The 15,989-nt window shown below is 64.0% G+C and carries 15 protein-coding genes; 4 read left to right on the top strand and 11 right to left on the bottom strand.

Annotation, left to right across the window (positions count from 1 at the left end; genetic code table 11):
* Window positions 1-67 precede the first annotated feature (67 nt).
* The 8 genes from KHO22_RS11685 to KHO22_RS11650 form a co-directional block, all read right to left on the bottom strand.
* A complete protein-coding gene (locus tag KHO22_RS11685) occupies window positions 68-1,852 on the bottom strand; it encodes an acyl-CoA dehydrogenase (protein WP_211947299.1) in 1,785 nt (594 codons plus the stop codon).
* 101 nt (window positions 1,853-1,953) lie between these two features.
* Window positions 1,954-2,889, bottom strand: a complete 936-nt coding sequence (locus tag KHO22_RS11680; protein ID WP_211947298.1) for an electron transfer flavoprotein subunit alpha/FixB family protein — start codon at window positions 2,887-2,889, stop codon at window positions 1,954-1,956.
* A gap of 17 nt (window positions 2,890-2,906) precedes the next feature.
* The gene (locus KHO22_RS11675) at window positions 2,907-3,656 is read right to left on the bottom strand and encodes an electron transfer flavoprotein subunit beta/FixA family protein (protein WP_211947297.1); all 750 of its coding nucleotides are present in this window, start codon (window positions 3,654-3,656) and stop codon (window positions 2,907-2,909) included.
* A gap of 207 nt (window positions 3,657-3,863) precedes the next feature.
* Window positions 3,864-4,673: a MetQ/NlpA family ABC transporter substrate-binding protein gene (locus KHO22_RS11670; protein ID WP_211947296.1), complete on the bottom strand. Its 810-nt coding sequence runs from the start codon at window positions 4,671-4,673 to the stop codon at window positions 3,864-3,866.
* 83 nt (window positions 4,674-4,756) lie between these two features.
* A complete protein-coding gene (locus tag KHO22_RS11665) occupies window positions 4,757-5,410 on the bottom strand; it encodes a methionine ABC transporter permease (protein ID WP_211947295.1) in 654 nt (217 codons plus the stop codon).
* Window positions 5,400-6,434, bottom strand: coding sequence for a methionine ABC transporter ATP-binding protein (locus KHO22_RS11660; protein WP_211947294.1), 1,035 nt, complete (start codon window positions 6,432-6,434; stop codon window positions 5,400-5,402). The genes KHO22_RS11665 and KHO22_RS11660 overlap by 11 nt, the downstream gene beginning before the upstream one ends.
* Window positions 6,435-6,598: 164 nt before the next feature.
* Window positions 6,599-7,402 carry an enoyl-CoA hydratase gene (locus KHO22_RS11655; RefSeq protein WP_211947293.1) on the bottom strand — a complete coding sequence of 268 codons (804 nt, stop codon included), beginning with the start codon at window positions 7,400-7,402 and terminating at the stop codon, window positions 6,599-6,601.
* Window positions 7,403-7,416: 14 nt separating this feature from the next.
* Entirely contained in the window at window positions 7,417-8,340 is a 924-nt protein-coding gene (locus tag KHO22_RS11650; protein WP_211947292.1) for a histone deacetylase family protein, read from the bottom strand.
* 167 nt (window positions 8,341-8,507) lie between these two features.
* Between KHO22_RS11650 and mltB the strand changes: the two genes are divergently transcribed.
* The 4 genes from mltB to KHO22_RS11630 all read left to right on the top strand — a co-directional run bounded on the left by mltB (window position 8,508) and on the right by KHO22_RS11630 (window position 12,957).
* Complete coding sequence (mltB, locus tag KHO22_RS11645) at window positions 8,508-9,614, top strand: lytic murein transglycosylase B (protein ID WP_211947291.1); 1,107 nt, start codon at window positions 8,508-8,510, stop codon at window positions 9,612-9,614.
* Between the two features lie 165 nt (window positions 9,615-9,779).
* Window positions 9,780-10,889 carry a glycosyltransferase family 9 protein gene (locus KHO22_RS11640; RefSeq protein WP_211947290.1) on the top strand — a complete coding sequence of 370 codons (1,110 nt, stop codon included), beginning with the start codon at window positions 9,780-9,782 and terminating at the stop codon, window positions 10,887-10,889.
* Window positions 10,886-11,881, top strand: a complete 996-nt coding sequence (locus KHO22_RS11635; RefSeq protein WP_211947289.1) for a glycosyltransferase family 8 protein — start codon at window positions 10,886-10,888, stop codon at window positions 11,879-11,881. Before KHO22_RS11640 ends, KHO22_RS11635 begins: the two co-directional genes overlap by 4 nt.
* Window positions 11,882-11,925: 44 nt before the next feature.
* On the top strand, window positions 11,926-12,957 hold the full coding sequence (locus KHO22_RS11630) for a glycosyltransferase family 9 protein (RefSeq protein ID WP_211947288.1): 1,032 nt from the start codon (window positions 11,926-11,928) through the stop codon (window positions 12,955-12,957).
* A 78-nt stretch (window positions 12,958-13,035) separates the two neighbouring features.
* Here the strand turns inward: KHO22_RS11630 and cysM are convergent, their stop codons facing one another.
* The 3 genes from cysM to KHO22_RS11615 form a co-directional block, all read right to left on the bottom strand.
* On the bottom strand, window positions 13,036-13,938 hold the full coding sequence (gene cysM / locus KHO22_RS11625) for a cysteine synthase CysM (RefSeq protein WP_211947287.1): 903 nt from the start codon (window positions 13,936-13,938) through the stop codon (window positions 13,036-13,038).
* Window positions 13,939-14,035: 97 nt separating this feature from the next.
* A complete protein-coding gene (locus KHO22_RS11620; RefSeq protein ID WP_211947405.1) occupies window positions 14,036-15,334 on the bottom strand; it encodes a solute carrier family 23 protein in 1,299 nt (432 codons plus the stop codon).
* A 271-nt stretch (window positions 15,335-15,605) separates the two neighbouring features.
* Window positions 15,606-15,947, bottom strand: a complete 342-nt coding sequence (locus tag KHO22_RS11615; protein ID WP_211947286.1) for a ComEA family DNA-binding protein — start codon at window positions 15,945-15,947, stop codon at window positions 15,606-15,608.
* Window positions 15,948-15,989 lie beyond the last annotated feature (42 nt).

Here is a 15,989-nt window from a genome sequence, read left to right as displayed (position 1 = left end):
CAGCGACCACAAGCAAAAAGGGCGGCCCCGAGGGGCCGCCCTTCTTTATTGGCCGGTCTCTGCCAGATCAGAACTGTTCCGGCGCGACCGCATTCACCGGCGCGGAGCCCGCGACGACGGCATCGCGCAGCCCCGAAGCCTGCGACAAGACATGCTCGGCGAAGAAATGCGCCGTAGCGATCTTGGCATCATGGAAGCCCGGATCTTCCGCACGCTTTGCATCCGCAGCCAGCATCGCACGGCCAAGCTGCCAGCCCGAGAACACGATGCCGCACAACTTCAGGTAAGGCACGCTGCCGGCGAACACGGCGTTCGGGTCCGACTTGGTATTGGCGACGACGAATTCGACCACGGCCTCCAGCGCCGCACGACCCTTGGCCAGTTGCGCCTGCACCGCCGTAAATGCTGCACCGCCGTGCTTGCCCAGGGCGGCTTCGGTTTCCGCGATGCTGGCGCAGAGGGCACGCGCCACCGCGCCACCGTCACGCACCGTCTTGCGGCCAACAAGATCGTTCGCCTGGATGGCCGTGGTGCCCTCGTAGATCGCCAGGATGCGCGAATCGCGGTAATGCTGGGCCGCACCGGTTTCCTCGATGAAGCCCATGCCGCCGTGCACCTGCACGCCAAGGCTCGTCACATCGATCGACAGTTCCGTGCTCCAGCCCTTCACGATTGGCACCAGGAACTCGTAGACGGCCTGGTTCTGCTTGCGCACGGCCTCGTCCGGATGGTTGTGCGCGGCATCGTTGAAGGCCGCGGCCACGTACGCCACGGAACGTGCGCCTTCGATCAGGCTGCGCATGGTCATCAGCATGCGCTTGACGTCCGGGTGGTGGATGATCGTCACCGCCTCGCGCGCCGAACCGTCGACCGGGCGGCTCTGCACACGCTCGCGCGCATAGCCCACAGCCTGCTGGTAGGCGCGCTCGGAAATGGCAATGCCCTGCATGCCCACCGCGAATCGTGCCGAGTTCATCATGATGAACATGTACTCGAGGCCGCGGTTCTCTTCGCCCACCAGCGTGCCGATGGCACCGCCGTGGTCGCCGAACTGCAGCACCGCGGTGGGGCTGGCCTTGATGCCCAGCTTGTGTTCGATCGACACGCAATGCACGTCATTGCGCGCGCCGTTTGAACCGTCCGCGTTGACCAGGAACTTCGGCACGATGAAGAGCGAGATGCCCTTCACGCCTTCCGGCGCATTCGGCGTGCGCGCCAGCACCAGGTGGACAATGTTGTCCGCCATGTCGTGCTCGCCGTAGGTGATGAAGATCTTGGTGCCGAAAACCTTGTAAGTGCCATCGCCCTGCGGCTCGGCGCGCGTGCGCACCGCGGCCAGGTCCGAACCAGCCTGCGGCTCGGTCAGGTTCATGGTGCCGGTCCATGCGCCGGAGATCAGCTTGGGCAGGAAAGTCGCCTTCTGCGCTTCGGATCCGGCCGTCAGCAGCGCCTCGATCGCGCCGTCAGTCAGCAGCGGGCACAGCGAGAACGACAGGTTCGCGCTGTTGAGCATTTCATTGCAGGCCGTGCCAATCAGCTTGGGCAGGCCCTGGCCCTCGAATTCCTGCGGATGCTGCACGCCTTGCCAGCCGCCCTCGGCGAACTGGCGGAACGCATCCTTGAAGCCCGGGGTGGTGGTGACCACGCCGTCTTTCCAGCTGCTCGGCTCTAGATCGCCTGCGCGGTTCAGCGGCGCTACCACCTGTTCGTTGAACTTGGCCGCCTCTTCCAGCACAGCCTGAGCTGTTTCCGGCGTGGCCTCCTCAAAGCCCGGCAACTGGCTAACGGCTTCCAGCCCCGCCAGCTCGTTCATCACGAACAGCATGTCCTTGAGCGGTGCGCGGTAGGTCATCGATGTCTCCAAACGTGTATGAAAAAGCCGTTCGCGGGACGGGCCCGGAACGGCTTATGCAGCATCTCTGCACGACCGGCCGCGGGGCGGCCGGCGATGCATCAGCCCAGTGCGGCGACCAGCTCCGGCACCACGGTGTTCAGGTCACCAACCAGGCCGTAGTCGGCCACCGAGAAGATCGGGGCTTCGGCGTCCTTGTTGATCGCGACGATCACCTTGGAGTCCTTCATGCCGGCCAGGTGCTGGATCGCGCCCGAGATACCGACGGCGATGTACAGCTGCGGCGCGACGATCTTGCCGGTCTGGCCGACCTGGTAGTCGTTCGGCACAAAGCCTGCGTCCACGGCCGCGCGCGATGCGCCCAGCGCGGCGCCCAGCTTGTCGGCCAGTGGGGTCAGCACCTTGGTGTAGTTCTCGCCCGAGCCCACGCCACGGCCACCCGAGACGATGACCTTGGCTGCGGTCAGTTCCGGACGGTCGTTCTTGGCCACTTCGCGCGAAACGAACTGCGACACGCCTGCGTCGGCCACGGCCGGCAGGTTTTCCACAGCGGCCGAACCACCTTCGGCGGCGGCCGCATCAAACGCGGTGCCACGCACGGTGATGACCTTGATCTTGTCCGAGGACTTCACGGTTGCGATGGCGTTGCCGGCGTAGATCGGACGCTCGAACGTGTCCGGGGCATCAACCTTGGAGATTTCCGAGATCTGGGCCACGTCCAGCTTGGCGGCCACGCGCGGCAGGATGTTCTTGCCGTACGGGGTGGCCGGGGCCAGGATGTGGCTGTAGTCGTTGGCGATGGCCAGCGCCTGCTCGGCGATGTTCTCGGCCAGGCCGTCGCCGAAATAGGCGGCGTCAGCCAGCAGCACCTTCGACACGCCGGCGATCTTCGCGGCGGCAGCGGCGGCAGCGGCGGCGTTGGCGCCAGCCACCAGCACGTGGACATCGCCGCCGCATTGGGCAGCTGCCGTCACGGTGTTCAGCGTGGCGGCCTTGATCGATTGATTGTCGTGTTCAGCAATGACGAGTGCAGTCATGTCGTATCTCCCCGCGCTCAGATAACTTTGGCTTCGTTTTTCAGCTTCTGCACCAGCGTCGCGACGTCCGGCACCATCACACCCGCGCTGCGCTTGGCAGGCTCGACCACCTTCACGGTCGACAGGCGCGGCTTGACGTCCACGCCGAGGTCTTCCGGCTTGACGATATCGAGCTGCTTCTTCTTGGCCTTCATGATGTTCGGCAGCGTGACGTAGCGCGGCTCGTTCAGGCGCAGGTCGGTCGTCACCACGGCCGGCAACTTCAGCGACAGGGTTTCCAGGCCGCCATCCACTTCACGGGTCACCGACGCCTTGCCGTCAGCCACGACCACCTTCGAGGCGAAGGTCGCCTGCGGCAGGCCGGCCAGTGCGGCCACCATCTGGCCGGTCTGGTTCGAGTCGTCGTCGATGGCCTGCTTGCCCAGGATCACCAGTTGCGGCTGCTCCTTGTCGATCAGGGCCTTGAGCAGCTTGGCCACGGCCAGCGGCTGCAGGTCTTCGTTCGATTCCACCAGGATGCCGCGGTCGGCACCGATGGCCATGGCGGTGCGCAGGGTTTCCTGGCACTGCGTCACGCCGCACGACACGGCGATGACTTCGGTGACCACACCCGCTTCCTTCAGGCGGACGGCTTCTTCGACGGCGATTTCGTCGAACGGGTTCATGCTCATCTTGACGTTGGCCAGATCCACGCCGGTGCCGTCGGCCTTGACCCGCACCTTCACGTTGTAATCCACCACCCGCTTGACTGCGACGAGTACTTTCATGCGCTCACTCCACTGATAGCTGATAGTCAGAAATTTGTCCGCTCGTCATTATAACCACCGGGTTGGCAGCTCTCATATTTTTCGAACGATCGTACTATTTTATAGACAAAATTATGCCGGGAATAGCCCGGCAGGCTTCTTGCGCTTTGGTGATTGTGCCGCCACCCAAGCGGCACGCACATCGTCGATTTGGATGAAATCCTCGACTTACCAGGCAGTAATCACCGAATCCTTGAAGGTGGAAGTGATGTATTGCTTGATTTCCGGCGACTGGTAGGCCTTTACCAGCTTGGCGACCCATGGCTTGTTCTTGTCGGCTTCGCGGATCGCGATCAGGTTCGCATAGGGGCCCTTCGGGCCTTCCATGGCGATTGCGTCACGTGTGGGCGACAAACCCGCCGATTCAGCATAGTTGCCGTTGATCGCCGCAGCATCCAGGTCATCGAGCGAGCGCGGCAGTTGCGCGGCGTCCAACTCGACGATGCGGAGCTTCTTCGGGTTCTCGACGATATCCAGCGGCGTCGCCTTCAGGCCGGCATTCGGCTTGAGCTTGATCAGACCCTTGGTCTGCAGCAGCAGCAGGCCGCGGCCGCCGTTGGTCGGATCGTTCGGCACGCCGACGCGCGCGCCGGGCTTGAGCTGGTCCAGTGACTTGATTTTCTTGGAATACACGCCCATCGGGAACGTGACCGTGAAGGCGATATGCGCGAACTTGTAGCCCCGGTCCTTCATCTGGGCTTCCAGGTACGGCAGGTGCTGGTAGCTGTTGGCATCCAGGTCGCCGGCGGCCAGCGCGGCGTTGGGCTGCACGTAGTCGCTGAACTCCACCACCTGGATGTTCAGGCCTTCCCTGGCCGCGACCTTCTTGACCTGCTCCATGATCTGCGCGTGCGGGCCGCCGGTGACGCCGATCTTGATCGGCTTGTCCTGGGCCATTCCCTGGGCCATTGCGCCAGTGGCCAGCGTAGCGCCGAGCGCGGCGCCGAGAATCCATTGCAGCAGGTTGCGACGTTGCATGTCTTGCCTTCTTTCTCTAGTAGCCGGCTGGCCGCATGTGCGATCAGCCTGGTTGGTTGTCGGTGAACCGCAGTCCGCCAGGATCAGCGATGGCTGATGCGCCGGACCAGCCAGTCGCCAAAGCTCTGGACGGCCTGCACGAAGATGATCAGGATCACGACCACGGCGACCATCACCTCGGTGATGTAGCGCTGATAGCCATAGCGGATGCCAAGGTCGCCAAGGCCGCCACCGCCAATCGCGCCCGCCATGGCCGAATAGCCGACCAGGCTCACGAAGGTGATGGTCAGGCCGGCCACGATGCCAGGCATCGCCTCGGGCAGCAGCACCTTCCAGACGATCTGGCCGGTGGTGGCGCCCATCGACTGCGCCGCCTCGACCAGGCCCTTGTCGACCTCGCGCAGCGCGCTTTCCACCAGGCGCGCAATGAACGGGATCGCCGCGATGGTCAGCGGGACGATGGCCGCGGTCGTACCGATCGACGAACCCACGATAAAGCGCGTGAACGGGATCACCACCACCAGCAGGATGATGAACGGGATCGAACGCACCGCATTGACGACCACGCCGATGGTGCGGTTGAACAGCGGATGCGACAGCACCCCACCACGATTGGTCAGGTGCAGCAGCACCCCCAGCGGTACGCCCAGCAGCGAGCCGACCACGCCCGAGATCGCCACCATCAGCAGCGTTTCGTTGAACGACGTGAGGAACAGGTCAAACATTTCAGACAACATGTTCGATCTCCTCCACCACCACGCCTTGTTGCTGCAGGTATTCCATTGCCGCCTTCACGTCGGCCAGGTCGCCAGTCGCCATGATCGCCAGCGAGCCAAAGGCCTGACCCTGGATTTCATCGATATGGCCATGCAGGATATTGAAGTCGAGCCCATAGCGGCGGATCGCCTGGGCCAGCACCGGCTGGTCCACGCCCTCGCCGGTAAAGGCAAGCCGGTAGACATGGTCGCGCCCATTGCCCAGGCGGCTTTCCACGCGCTTGAGCACGCTCTCGGGCAGTTCCTGCGCAATCACGTCGCCGATCATGGCGCGCGTGACTTCATGCTGCGGACGCAGGAACACGTCGATCACGCGCCCTTCCTCCACCACGCGGCCGGCTTCGAGCACGGCCACGCGATCGCAGACCTGTTTGATCACCTCCATCTGGTGCGTGATCATTACGATGGTCAGGCCCAGTTCCCGGTTGATCTGCTTGAGCAACTCAAGGATCGAGCGCGTGGTCTCCGGGTCCAGCGCGGAGGTCGCCTCGTCCGACAGCAGCACCTTGGGCTTGCTTGCCAGCGCGCGCGCAATGCCCACTCGCTGCTTCTGGCCACCGGAAATCTGCGCCGGATAGCGGTCCTTCAGCGCCGACAGCCCGACCAGTTCGAGCAGCGGCAGCACGGTGTCCTCGATTTCCGACTTCGACTTGCCCGCCAGTTCCAGCGGCAGCGCCACGTTCTGGAATACCGTGCGCGACGACAGCAGGTTGAAGTGCTGGAAGATCATGCCGATGTCGCGGCGCGCCAGGCGCAACGCGCCGTTGTCCAGCGCGGTCAGGTCCTGCCCGGCAACCATCACGCGCCCGCCGGTGGGGCGGTTGAGCAGGTTGATGGCCCGCACGAGCGTGCTCTTGCCGGCGCCGCTGCGGCCGATAATGCCGAAGACCTCGCCCGCCCCGATGGACAGGCTGACGTCCCGCAATGCATGCACTTCACCCGATCCGCCGGGGAAACGCTGCGAGAGTCCTTGCAGTTCGATCATGAGAAGTGACCAAAAGAAAACGGCAACAGGCGAGAAAATCTCCAGCGCTGTTGCCGCACGTTATTTTTATGAAGCGAGCATTTTAAGCGATTCGCTTCATACCTTAAACGAATTTTTACCGATTCCCTTATGCGCTCACGGCATATAGAGCCTCGCAATATGCCTCATGATGCACGCCAGCTCGGCGGCCTCTTGTCGATGAAGGCCTGGACGCCCTCCAGCGCCGAATCGTCCATCATGTTGCAGGCCATGGTCTGTCCGGCCAGCTGGTAGGCCGCCTCGATGCCCATTTCGAGCTGCCGGTAGAACAGCCCCTTGCCCGCCGCCACCGCCGCCGCCGGCTTGGCGCAGATGCTGGCGGCCAGGCGTGCCACCTCCTCATCCAGCTGCGCCAGGGGCACGACACGATTGATCAGGCCCCGGGCGCATGCGGTCGCGGCGTCGATCATGTCGCCGGTCAGCAGCATCTCCATGGCCTGCTTGCGCGACAAGTTGCGCGACAGGGCCACGCCGGGCGTGGAACAGAACAAACCGAGATTGACGCCCGAGACGGCAAAGCGCGCATCGTCGGCGGCCACGGCCAGGTCGCACATGGCCACCAGCTGGCAACCGGCCGCGGTCGCGATGCCATGCACCCGCGCAATGACCGGCTGCGGCATCTTCTGGATCGCCATCATCATGCGCGTGCAGCGGTCGAACAGGCGCCGGTAGTAATCGTGCGACGGCTCGGCGCGCATTTCGCGCAGGTCGTGCCCCGCACAGAAGGCCTTTCCCGCGCCGGCCAGCACCACGACCCGCACCGTGTCGTCGGCGGCCAATCGGGCGAAGGCACCGGCCAGTTCGTCGAGCAGGCGTTCGGACAGCGCGTTGAACGCCTCCGGGCGATTCATGGTCAGCCGGGCCACGCCGGCGGCGTCGCGCGATTCGGTCAGCAGCGGCGCGTTCGCGCGCGGATCGGTGTCGGCCATGCCGGCTTCCCTCCTTATCTTTCCAGCAGCACTTTCAGGTGCGCCAACACGCTGCGCCCCAGCGCGCTAAGGTTGTAGCCGCCCTCGAGGCAACTGACAATGCGTCCGTTCGCGTGGGCGCGCGCCACATCGACAAGCTGGCCGGTGATCCAGGCATAGTCCTGCTCGACCAGCCCCATCTGGCCCAGGTCGTCCTCGCGGTGCGCGTCGAAGCCCGCGGAGATGAACAGCATCTGCGGACGGAACTCATTCAGGCGCGGCAGCCAGATGGTCTCGACGACCTCACGCACGGCCAGCCCGTTGGTATAGGCCGGCAGCGGGATGTTCGCCATATTGGTGGCGATATGGTCGGTGCCGCTGTAGGGATAGAACGGGTGCTGGAAGAAGCTGCACATCAGCACGCGCTGGTCGCCGCGGAACGCTGCCTCGGTGCCGTTGCCGTGATGGACATCGAAATCGACGATGGCCACGCGTTCCAGCCCATGGGCCTCGAGCGCATGGCGCGCGGCGACAGCCACGTTGTTGAAGAAGCAGAAACCCATGGCGCGGTCGGGCTCGGCATGGTGTCCGGGCGGGCGCACGCAGCAGAATGCGTTTTCCACCTCGCCGGCCATCACGGCGTCGGTAGCCGCCACCGCCGCACCCGCCGCCAGCTTCGCGGCAGCCAGCGTATGGGAATTCATCGACGTGTCGGGGTCGATCGGGTAGTAGCCGCTCGCAGGGCTGGCGCGCTCCAGCGAATCGACATAGTCGGCCCCGTGCACGCGTTCGATCTGCTCGCGGGTGGCCGGGGCCGCCTCGCGGCGTTCCAGCAGGCCGTCCATGCCGTGGGAAATCAGGTGATCCTCGATCGCCTGCAGGCGTTCCGGGCACTCGGGATGGAAATGGCCCATCTCGTGCCGCAGAAACTCCGGATGCGTGTAATAACCCGTCGGCATGTCTTATTTCGCTTTTTGTCTCCAAGCGTTACGTTAGCACAGGACAAGGCCGCCAGCGCCGCGCCAGGCCTGTCGCGGTGCCGCATTCGCGGGGGAATAGCGGGGGAATGGCGAGGGGAATAGCGGAGTGCCATCCGCTATACTCGCTGCGACTTGCTAAGGACACCATGACCGACACCCAGCGTTCATTGCGTCGCCCGTTGCTGGGCGCCGCGCTATCCGCTGCCGCACTGGGACTCTGCGGCCTCTCGCCCAACCTCCTCGCCGCCGGCAAGCGCCGCGTGAGCGTACGGGAAGAAGAAATCGAACCCGGGCGCTATCGCGACAACGCACAGACGCGGGCCTTCATCGACGAGATGGTGACCCGCCACGGCTTCGACCGCGGCACGCTGGAAAGCTGGTTCGGACAAGCCGTCTATTCCGCCACCGTGGCACGCCTGATCCTGCCGCCGACCACGCCCGGGCGCAAAAGCTGGCGCGCCTACCGCTCGCGCTTCATCGAGCCGATCCGCATCAACGCGGGCGTGCGCTTCTGGCAGGAGAACCGCGACACCCTGCGCCGCGCCGAGGCGGAGTTCGGCGTGCCGGCCTCCGTCATCGTCGGCATCATCGGCGTCGAGACGATCTATGGGCGCGACATGGGCACGTTCCGCGTGATCGACTCGCTCTCGACGCTGGCCTTCGACTACCCGTCCACGCCCAACCGCGACGCCAGGACCACGCTTTTCCGCAACCAGCTCGCGGACTACCTGCTGTGGTGCCGCGACACCCGCACCGACGTCTTTTCGGTGCTCGGCTCCTACGCTGGCGCCATCGGCATCCCGCAGTTCATGCCGACCAGCCTGCGCGAGTACGCGGTCGACTATGACGGCAACGGGCGCATCGACCTGCGCAACAGCCCTGCCGACGCCATCGGCAGCGTCGGGCGCTTTCTCCAGCTGCACGGCTGGGAGGCCAACCGGCCCGTGGTCTGGCGCCTGGCCGCGGATGAAGGCAGCCGCGGCATCGCGGCCGCGGCCGCGGACGGGGAACCGTGGCCGACGCGGACGCTGAACCAGCTGACCAGGGCCGGCCTGAAGCTCGATGAGCCCGTCGACCTGGTGCGCGAAGGCGAAACCGGCGTCCTGGTGGTGGACCTGCCGACGCCCGACCAGCCCACCGAGTACATGATCGGCCTGCGCAATTTCTATGTGCTGACCCGCTACAACCGCAGCTTTTTCTACGCGCTGGCGGTGTACCAGCTGGGCGAGGCCGTCAAGGCCGCAATGGGCTGACGCCCGGCCATCACGGCGCACTTTGCCGCCTGCCAGCCTCTAGGCTGGCAGGCCGAGTCATTGCGCGCGCCAATTGTGCGCCAAAAGCCACCGCAATTTCCGGACCAATCGGTGCCCTCCCTTACAATAGCGGCCTGACGCCACGTGACTTCCCGCGAGCCATTCGTGACACAACCCCAGACCCTGATTCCCGCAGATTTGCTGAAGCAGTCAAAGAAAATACTGTTTATCGCCCACCTTGCCCTGGGCGACTTCACCTATCTGCAAAACTTCTTCAAGGCCTTCGCGCAGGCAAACCCGCACCTGGAAATCCATCTCTGGGTCGATGAAGTCCGTCGCACCAGCGACGCCAAGGCCTGGGAATATCTCCGCAAGTACTCGCTCTATGACTGGGTCGCCGCGTGCCCGTTCTTCAGCAAGGTCTATACGCGCACGTACAGCCCCGAACTCTACGAGGAATCCATTCGCGAGGCCCGGCAGGAGCACTACCCGATCGTGGTGTCGCTGGCGACGCTGCGCCCGCATCAGTACGCCAACCTCGCGCGCGCGATCAGCCCTGACGGCTTCGTGGTCGGCATGACGCGGCCGGTCCGTTTCTATCAGCCGCACCATCTGTTTGCCTACCGGAAGCTCAACGCATCGATTCCGCCGTACAAGGTCGACCGGTCCGCGCCGCAGCACATCAGCGACGTGTACGCCCACTGGTTCCGACAGATCAGCGGACTGGAAGTCGGCGCAGCTGAGCGCTTCCCGTTTGTCGACATCCCCGCGCGATGGCAACAGTATGCGCAGGACACACTGGCCGCCTGGGGCTTTGTCCCGCGCCAGGGAAAGCTCGTCTTCATCAACCCCTATGCCAAGACGAAAAAGCGCTGCTGGACGCTGGAACAGGTCGCAGCCCTGATCCAGGGCATGCAGCAGCAGCCGCACTGGCGCGACAGCTGCTTTATTGTCAATGCCGTGCCGCAGGAGCTGGCCCATGCCCGTGAGGTCATCGGCGGATACGGCCTCGCGCGCACCGAGCTGTTCAGCGCCGAAGACAACTTCTTCCAGCTGCCAGCCATCCTGGCGCAATGCGACCTGATCATCTCGGTGGAAACGGCCGTGATGCACCTGGCCAATGCCGTGCATGTGCCCGTCATTGCGCTGATGCGCCAGAAAAACCCGGAATGGGTGCCGATCGACCGCGACAACAGCACGGTCATCACCGCCGCAAACCGACGGGACTGGGTCAAGGCCGTCACCGTCGAACAAGTCATGAAGGCCATGCCATGAACCTGACCTCGTCCACCAGCCCTGCGCCCGCTCCGATGACGGGCAGCAACGGCAAGCCGTCGTTCCACATTGCCTTCTGCGTCGATGACAACTACTTCCGGCCGATGGGCGCGACCATCGCTTCGATCATCGACAACAACCCGGGGCAGCATTTCACGTTCCACGTGCTGACGTTCTCGGCGCTGGAAGACAATCAACGCCGCCTGAAGCAACTGGAAGAGATGTACCCGGTCAGCACGCAGCTGCATCTGCTCGATCTGGCGTCGTTCACGCAGTTCTCGCATTTCCTCGGGCACTCGCACTACTCGCTGTCGATATTCACGCGGCTGGTGATTCCCGAAGTGCTGCGCGGCCAGACCGAGCGTGTGCTGTACCTCGACGCGGACATCCTGTGTGTCGGCCGCCTCGACGAGCTGGTCGACATGGACATCAGCAACGACATTGCAGTCGTCGTGCCTGACGCGCCTGTCACGCTGCGCCGCCGCGTTGCCGCACTGGGCCTGGCCCGTGAGGAGTACTTCAACGGCGGCGTGCTGTTCATGAATATCGAGAAGTGGCTGGCCGAAAACATCACGCCGCAAACCCTGGAAGCCCTGCTCGATACCAGCACCGACATGCGCTTCAACGACCAGGACGCGCTCAATAAAGTGCTCAATGGCCGCGCCAGGTACATATCGCCACGCTGGAACTACCTGTACGACCTGATCCACGACCTGAACGTCAACAGCTTCGCGATGCGTCCGGTCGGCAAGGCGGTCTTCATCCATTTCGCAGGCTCGGTCAAACCATGGGCCGACTGGAGCGGACATGAGGCCCGGACAATGTTCCGCAAGTATCTGGCGTTGTCACCGTGGCACGACAAGCCACTCGATCCGGAGCCGAGGAACACCAAGGAAATGCGCATGCATTCGCGCTTCATGTTCCGCCAGGGAAAACCTGTGGAAAGCCTGAAGTGGTATTTGCGGTATTTGCGCAAGCGGGCGCAGCGGTAATGCCCGGAAGGCATGACACCACCCTGTTCTCACATCGAAGATAAATGGCAATTCGAAGCACCCACATACTGGTCAGCCGCACCGACAATATCGGCGACATAGTACTGACTTTGCCCATGGTCGCTCGACTGAGGCAATTGAACCCGAAAGCAAAGATCAGCTTTCTTTGCCGCGCCTATGCGGCGCCGCTGGTCCGTCTCTGCACCGACATCGACGACGTCATCGAACTGGAAAGCATTGCCGATGCACCAGCCGACTTTCTGAAGAAGTCGGGGATCGATACCGTCATCCTGGCGCAGCCGGATCGCAAGCTGGCAATGGCCGCCTTTCGCGCCGGCATCCGGCACCGGATCGGCAATGCCCGCCAGAAGCTCTACCTGCTGTTCTACTGCAACCGGAGAGTGCGCTTCAGCAAGAGCACCACGGAAGATCACGAGGCGCAGATCAATTTCCGTTTCCTGCGCCCGTATGGAAGCCGTGACATCCCCTCGATCGAGCAGATTCCCGGTCTGTACCACTTCGATATCCCGATGGACAGGGCGATTGCGGAAATGCAGGGCCGCTATGCCTTCAATCTCGTTCTCCACACCAAGTCCAACGGACATGGCCGGGAATGGCCGATCGAGCACTATGCAACGCTCGCCAGGATGCTGTCAGGGAAAGCGGATGTCCATCTCTGGCTGACGGGCAGTGCCAAGGAAGGAGAATGGCTGAAGGCCAATGGCGGCGCACTGCTGGAACAGCCAAACGTTACGAACCTTTGTGGTACGCAGACGCTGGGCCAGCTTACGGCATTCATCCGTCAGGCTGATGGCCTGATTGCGAGCGGCACTGGCCCGCTGCACCTGTCGGCCGCGATTGGGCAACGAACACTGGGGCTGTTTCCGCCCACGCGTCCGATGCACCCGGGCAGGTGGGCGGCGCTGGGGACCAAGGCTCAGAATCTGGTGCGGGAGAAGAGTTGCACGGATTGCGAAAAGCTCGAAACCATCACCTGCGACTGCATGGTTCAACTCAGTCCGCAGTCCGTCTTTGACATTGTCCAGGGCTGGATCCGGGACAAATCCGCGGCATAGGCTGACACGTTGATATGCGGCGACTGGCCAGCCAGTCGCCGCATGCCTGGATACGGGGAACCGTGAAGATGCCGTCCGTCAGGCGGGAAATACCCCGGTGGACAGATACCGGTCGCCCCGGTCGCAGACCACGAAAACGATCGTCGCGTTTTCCACCTCTTCGGCGATGCGCAAGGCCACGCACAGGGCCCCGGCAGCCGAGATCCCGCAAAAAATGCCTTCCTCGCTCGCCATCCGCCGCGCCATGTGCTCGGCGTCGCCCTGACTGACGGGCTCAGTGCGGTCGATATGCTTGGGATCGTAGATCTTGGGCAGATAAGCCTCAGGCCACTTCCGAATGCCTGGAATCCGCGAACCTTCCGCCGGCTGAGCGCCGATGATCTGGATGGCGCGGTTCTGCTCCTTCAGGTAGCGCGAAACGCCGGTAATGGTCCCGGTCGTACCCATCGCCGAAACGAAATGCGTGATCCGGCCTTCCGTATCGCGCCAGATCTCTGGCCCGGTCGTTTCGTAGTGGGCCAGCGGATTGTCCGGATTGGCGAACTGATCCAGGATGACGCCCTTGCCGTCGCGCTCCATCGAATCCGCCAGATCGCGCGCATATTCCATGCCGCCCTTCACCGGAGTCAGGATAATCTCGGCGCCATAGGCGGCCATGCTCTGGCGGCGCTCCAGGCTGAGATCTTCCGGCATGATCAGCACCATCTTGTAGCCGCGGATTGCCGCAGCCATGGCGAGCGCGATGCCAGTGTTGCCGGAAGTGGCTTCGATCAGCGTGTCGCCGGGCTTGATGCGGCCACGTGCCTCGGCGCGGGCGATCATCGACACCGCCGGGCGATCCTTGACCGACCCGGCCGGGTTGTTGCCCTCAAGCTTGCCCAGGATGACATTGCCGCGCGCGTCGTTGGCGGCACCGGGAATGCGCTGCAGTCTGACCAGCGGCGTATTGCCGATGGTGTCTTCGATTGTCTTGTAGGCCATGGTGCGGGGTGGAATTGGTCCCGCACATTGTAAACCAGGCCCTCGCAGCGCGCCGGAAGCGGCCGCTTAGGCCCACTCCCGGTGGGGCCGCTCGCGCTTACGCGTCCTTGTTGCCTTCGCCCAGCAGGTGGTAGAGCAGGATGCAGCCAAAGGTTGCGGTGCCGATGCCGCCCAGCGTCATGCCACCGAGCTTCAGCGTCAGGTCGCCCGCGGCCACGGTCAGGGTGGCGCCGACCGTGATGAGGTTGCGCGAACTGGAGAAGTCCACATGGTTCTGGACCCAGATACGTCCTGCCGTGGCGGCAATCAGGCCGAACACCACGATGGTCAGCCCGCCGATGACCGGGCCCGGGATGGTCAGGATCAGCGCGCCGAACTTCGGCGAGAATCCGAGCACGATGGCAACCGCGGCCGCAACGACAAAGATCAGCGTCGAATAGATCTTGGTAACGGCCATCACCCCCATGTTCTCGGCATACGTGGTGACGCCCGTGCCGCCGCCACTGGCCGACAGCATGGTCGCGACGCCGTCGCCAATAAAGGCGCGGCCGATGTACGGATCAAGGTTGCGCCCCGTCATCACCCCGATGGCCTTGATGTGGCCGAGGTTCTCAGCGACCAGCACGATCGCCACCGGGGCGATCAGCAGCATGGCGCTGGCCTCGAACACCGGCGAGGCGAACGATGGCAGGCCGAACCAGCCCGCGGCCGCCACGCCCGAGAAATCGATCGGCTTGCCGAGACCCATCTGATTCGCGCCGGCATAGTAGATCAGGTAGCCAAACAGGCCGCCGATCAGCACCGGAAGGCGTCCGACCATTCCCGGCGCGCGAACTGCCACCAGCCCGACTGCCAGTACGGTCAGCAGGCCCACCCAGGTGTCGAACGAAGAGCCACTCACAGCCTTTACCGCGACGGGGGCCAGGTTCAGGCCGATGGCCGCAACGATCGCTCCGGTGACGACCGGCGGCATCAACCGTTCGACCCAGCCATAGCCGACCGCCTGCACCACAAGCCCGATCACCGTGTACAGCGCGCCGGCGGCAATGATGCCGCCCAGGGCCACCGGGATATTGGCATTGGGGCCGCTTCCGGCATAGCCCGTGGCCGCGATCACGACGGCAATGAACGCGAAGCTGGAGCCGAGATAGCTGGGCACCCGGCCGCGCACGCACAGGAAGAAGATCAGCGTGCCAATGCCAGAGAACAGGATGGCGATATTCGGGTTGAAGCCCATCAGGATCGGCGCGATCGCGGTGGAGCCGAACATCGCCACCACGTGCTGGATGCCGGCAAGCAGCGTCTGCCCCGCAGGCAGCCGCTCATCCGGACCGATGACCCCTTCCGTCTTCAACCGCCACTTCGGCAGGAACCCTGTGTCCTCGCCATTCGTCATTGTCATGCTCCCTGTTGTTCTGCCCGACTCTCCTTGGCCCCTCGGCAAAGGGCGAGGCCTGGCCTGATTTTCAGATCGTGCACGGCCGACGGAATACCGTGGCCGTTTCTGGCTGCCGCATGATACTCCGCCGCTGTCGGCAAGCGAAGAAGCGTGCGCCTGACATGCACGAGCCATACCAACGACACAACAAGGAACCCGAATGATCGGACTGGATGGGGCGGGACCATGGCACCGCGGTGCCCCCTTGCACCGGCGGCGCCATGCGAGGTCAGCGCTTGGCGGGTCGAGTGGCAGCCGCTGCGCCGGCGGGCGCGGGGGCCGCTGCCGGCGCGGCCTTCGCTCCAATCGTCAGGCCGGCCTCCTGCATGCGGGCCACCGACTTGGTGCCGACGCCGCTGACGCGTTCGGCAAGATCCGCCGCGCTCTTGAATGGCCCGTGCTTGGTACGCTCGTCGATGATGTTCTTGGCGGTTGCGGGCCCGATGCCCTTCACCGAGGTCAGGGCTGATGCGTCTGCGGTATTGACATCCACTGTGGCCATCGCGGCTCCGGTGAACGACATCCAGAGCGCCGCGGCCAGGCAGCCGCGCCTGAGCAATGTCTTGAACATTGGTGAGTTCCTTTTCCGTTTGCGTTGCCTCGCCGGGATTGG

The sequence above is a fragment of the Cupriavidus yeoncheonensis genome (assembly GCF_905397275.1).
Classification (GTDB): Bacteria; Pseudomonadota; Gammaproteobacteria; order Burkholderiales; family Burkholderiaceae; genus Cupriavidus; species Cupriavidus yeoncheonensis.
Note: the sequence above shows the minus strand (reverse complement) of the source record. Positions and strands in the feature narration are given on the sequence as shown.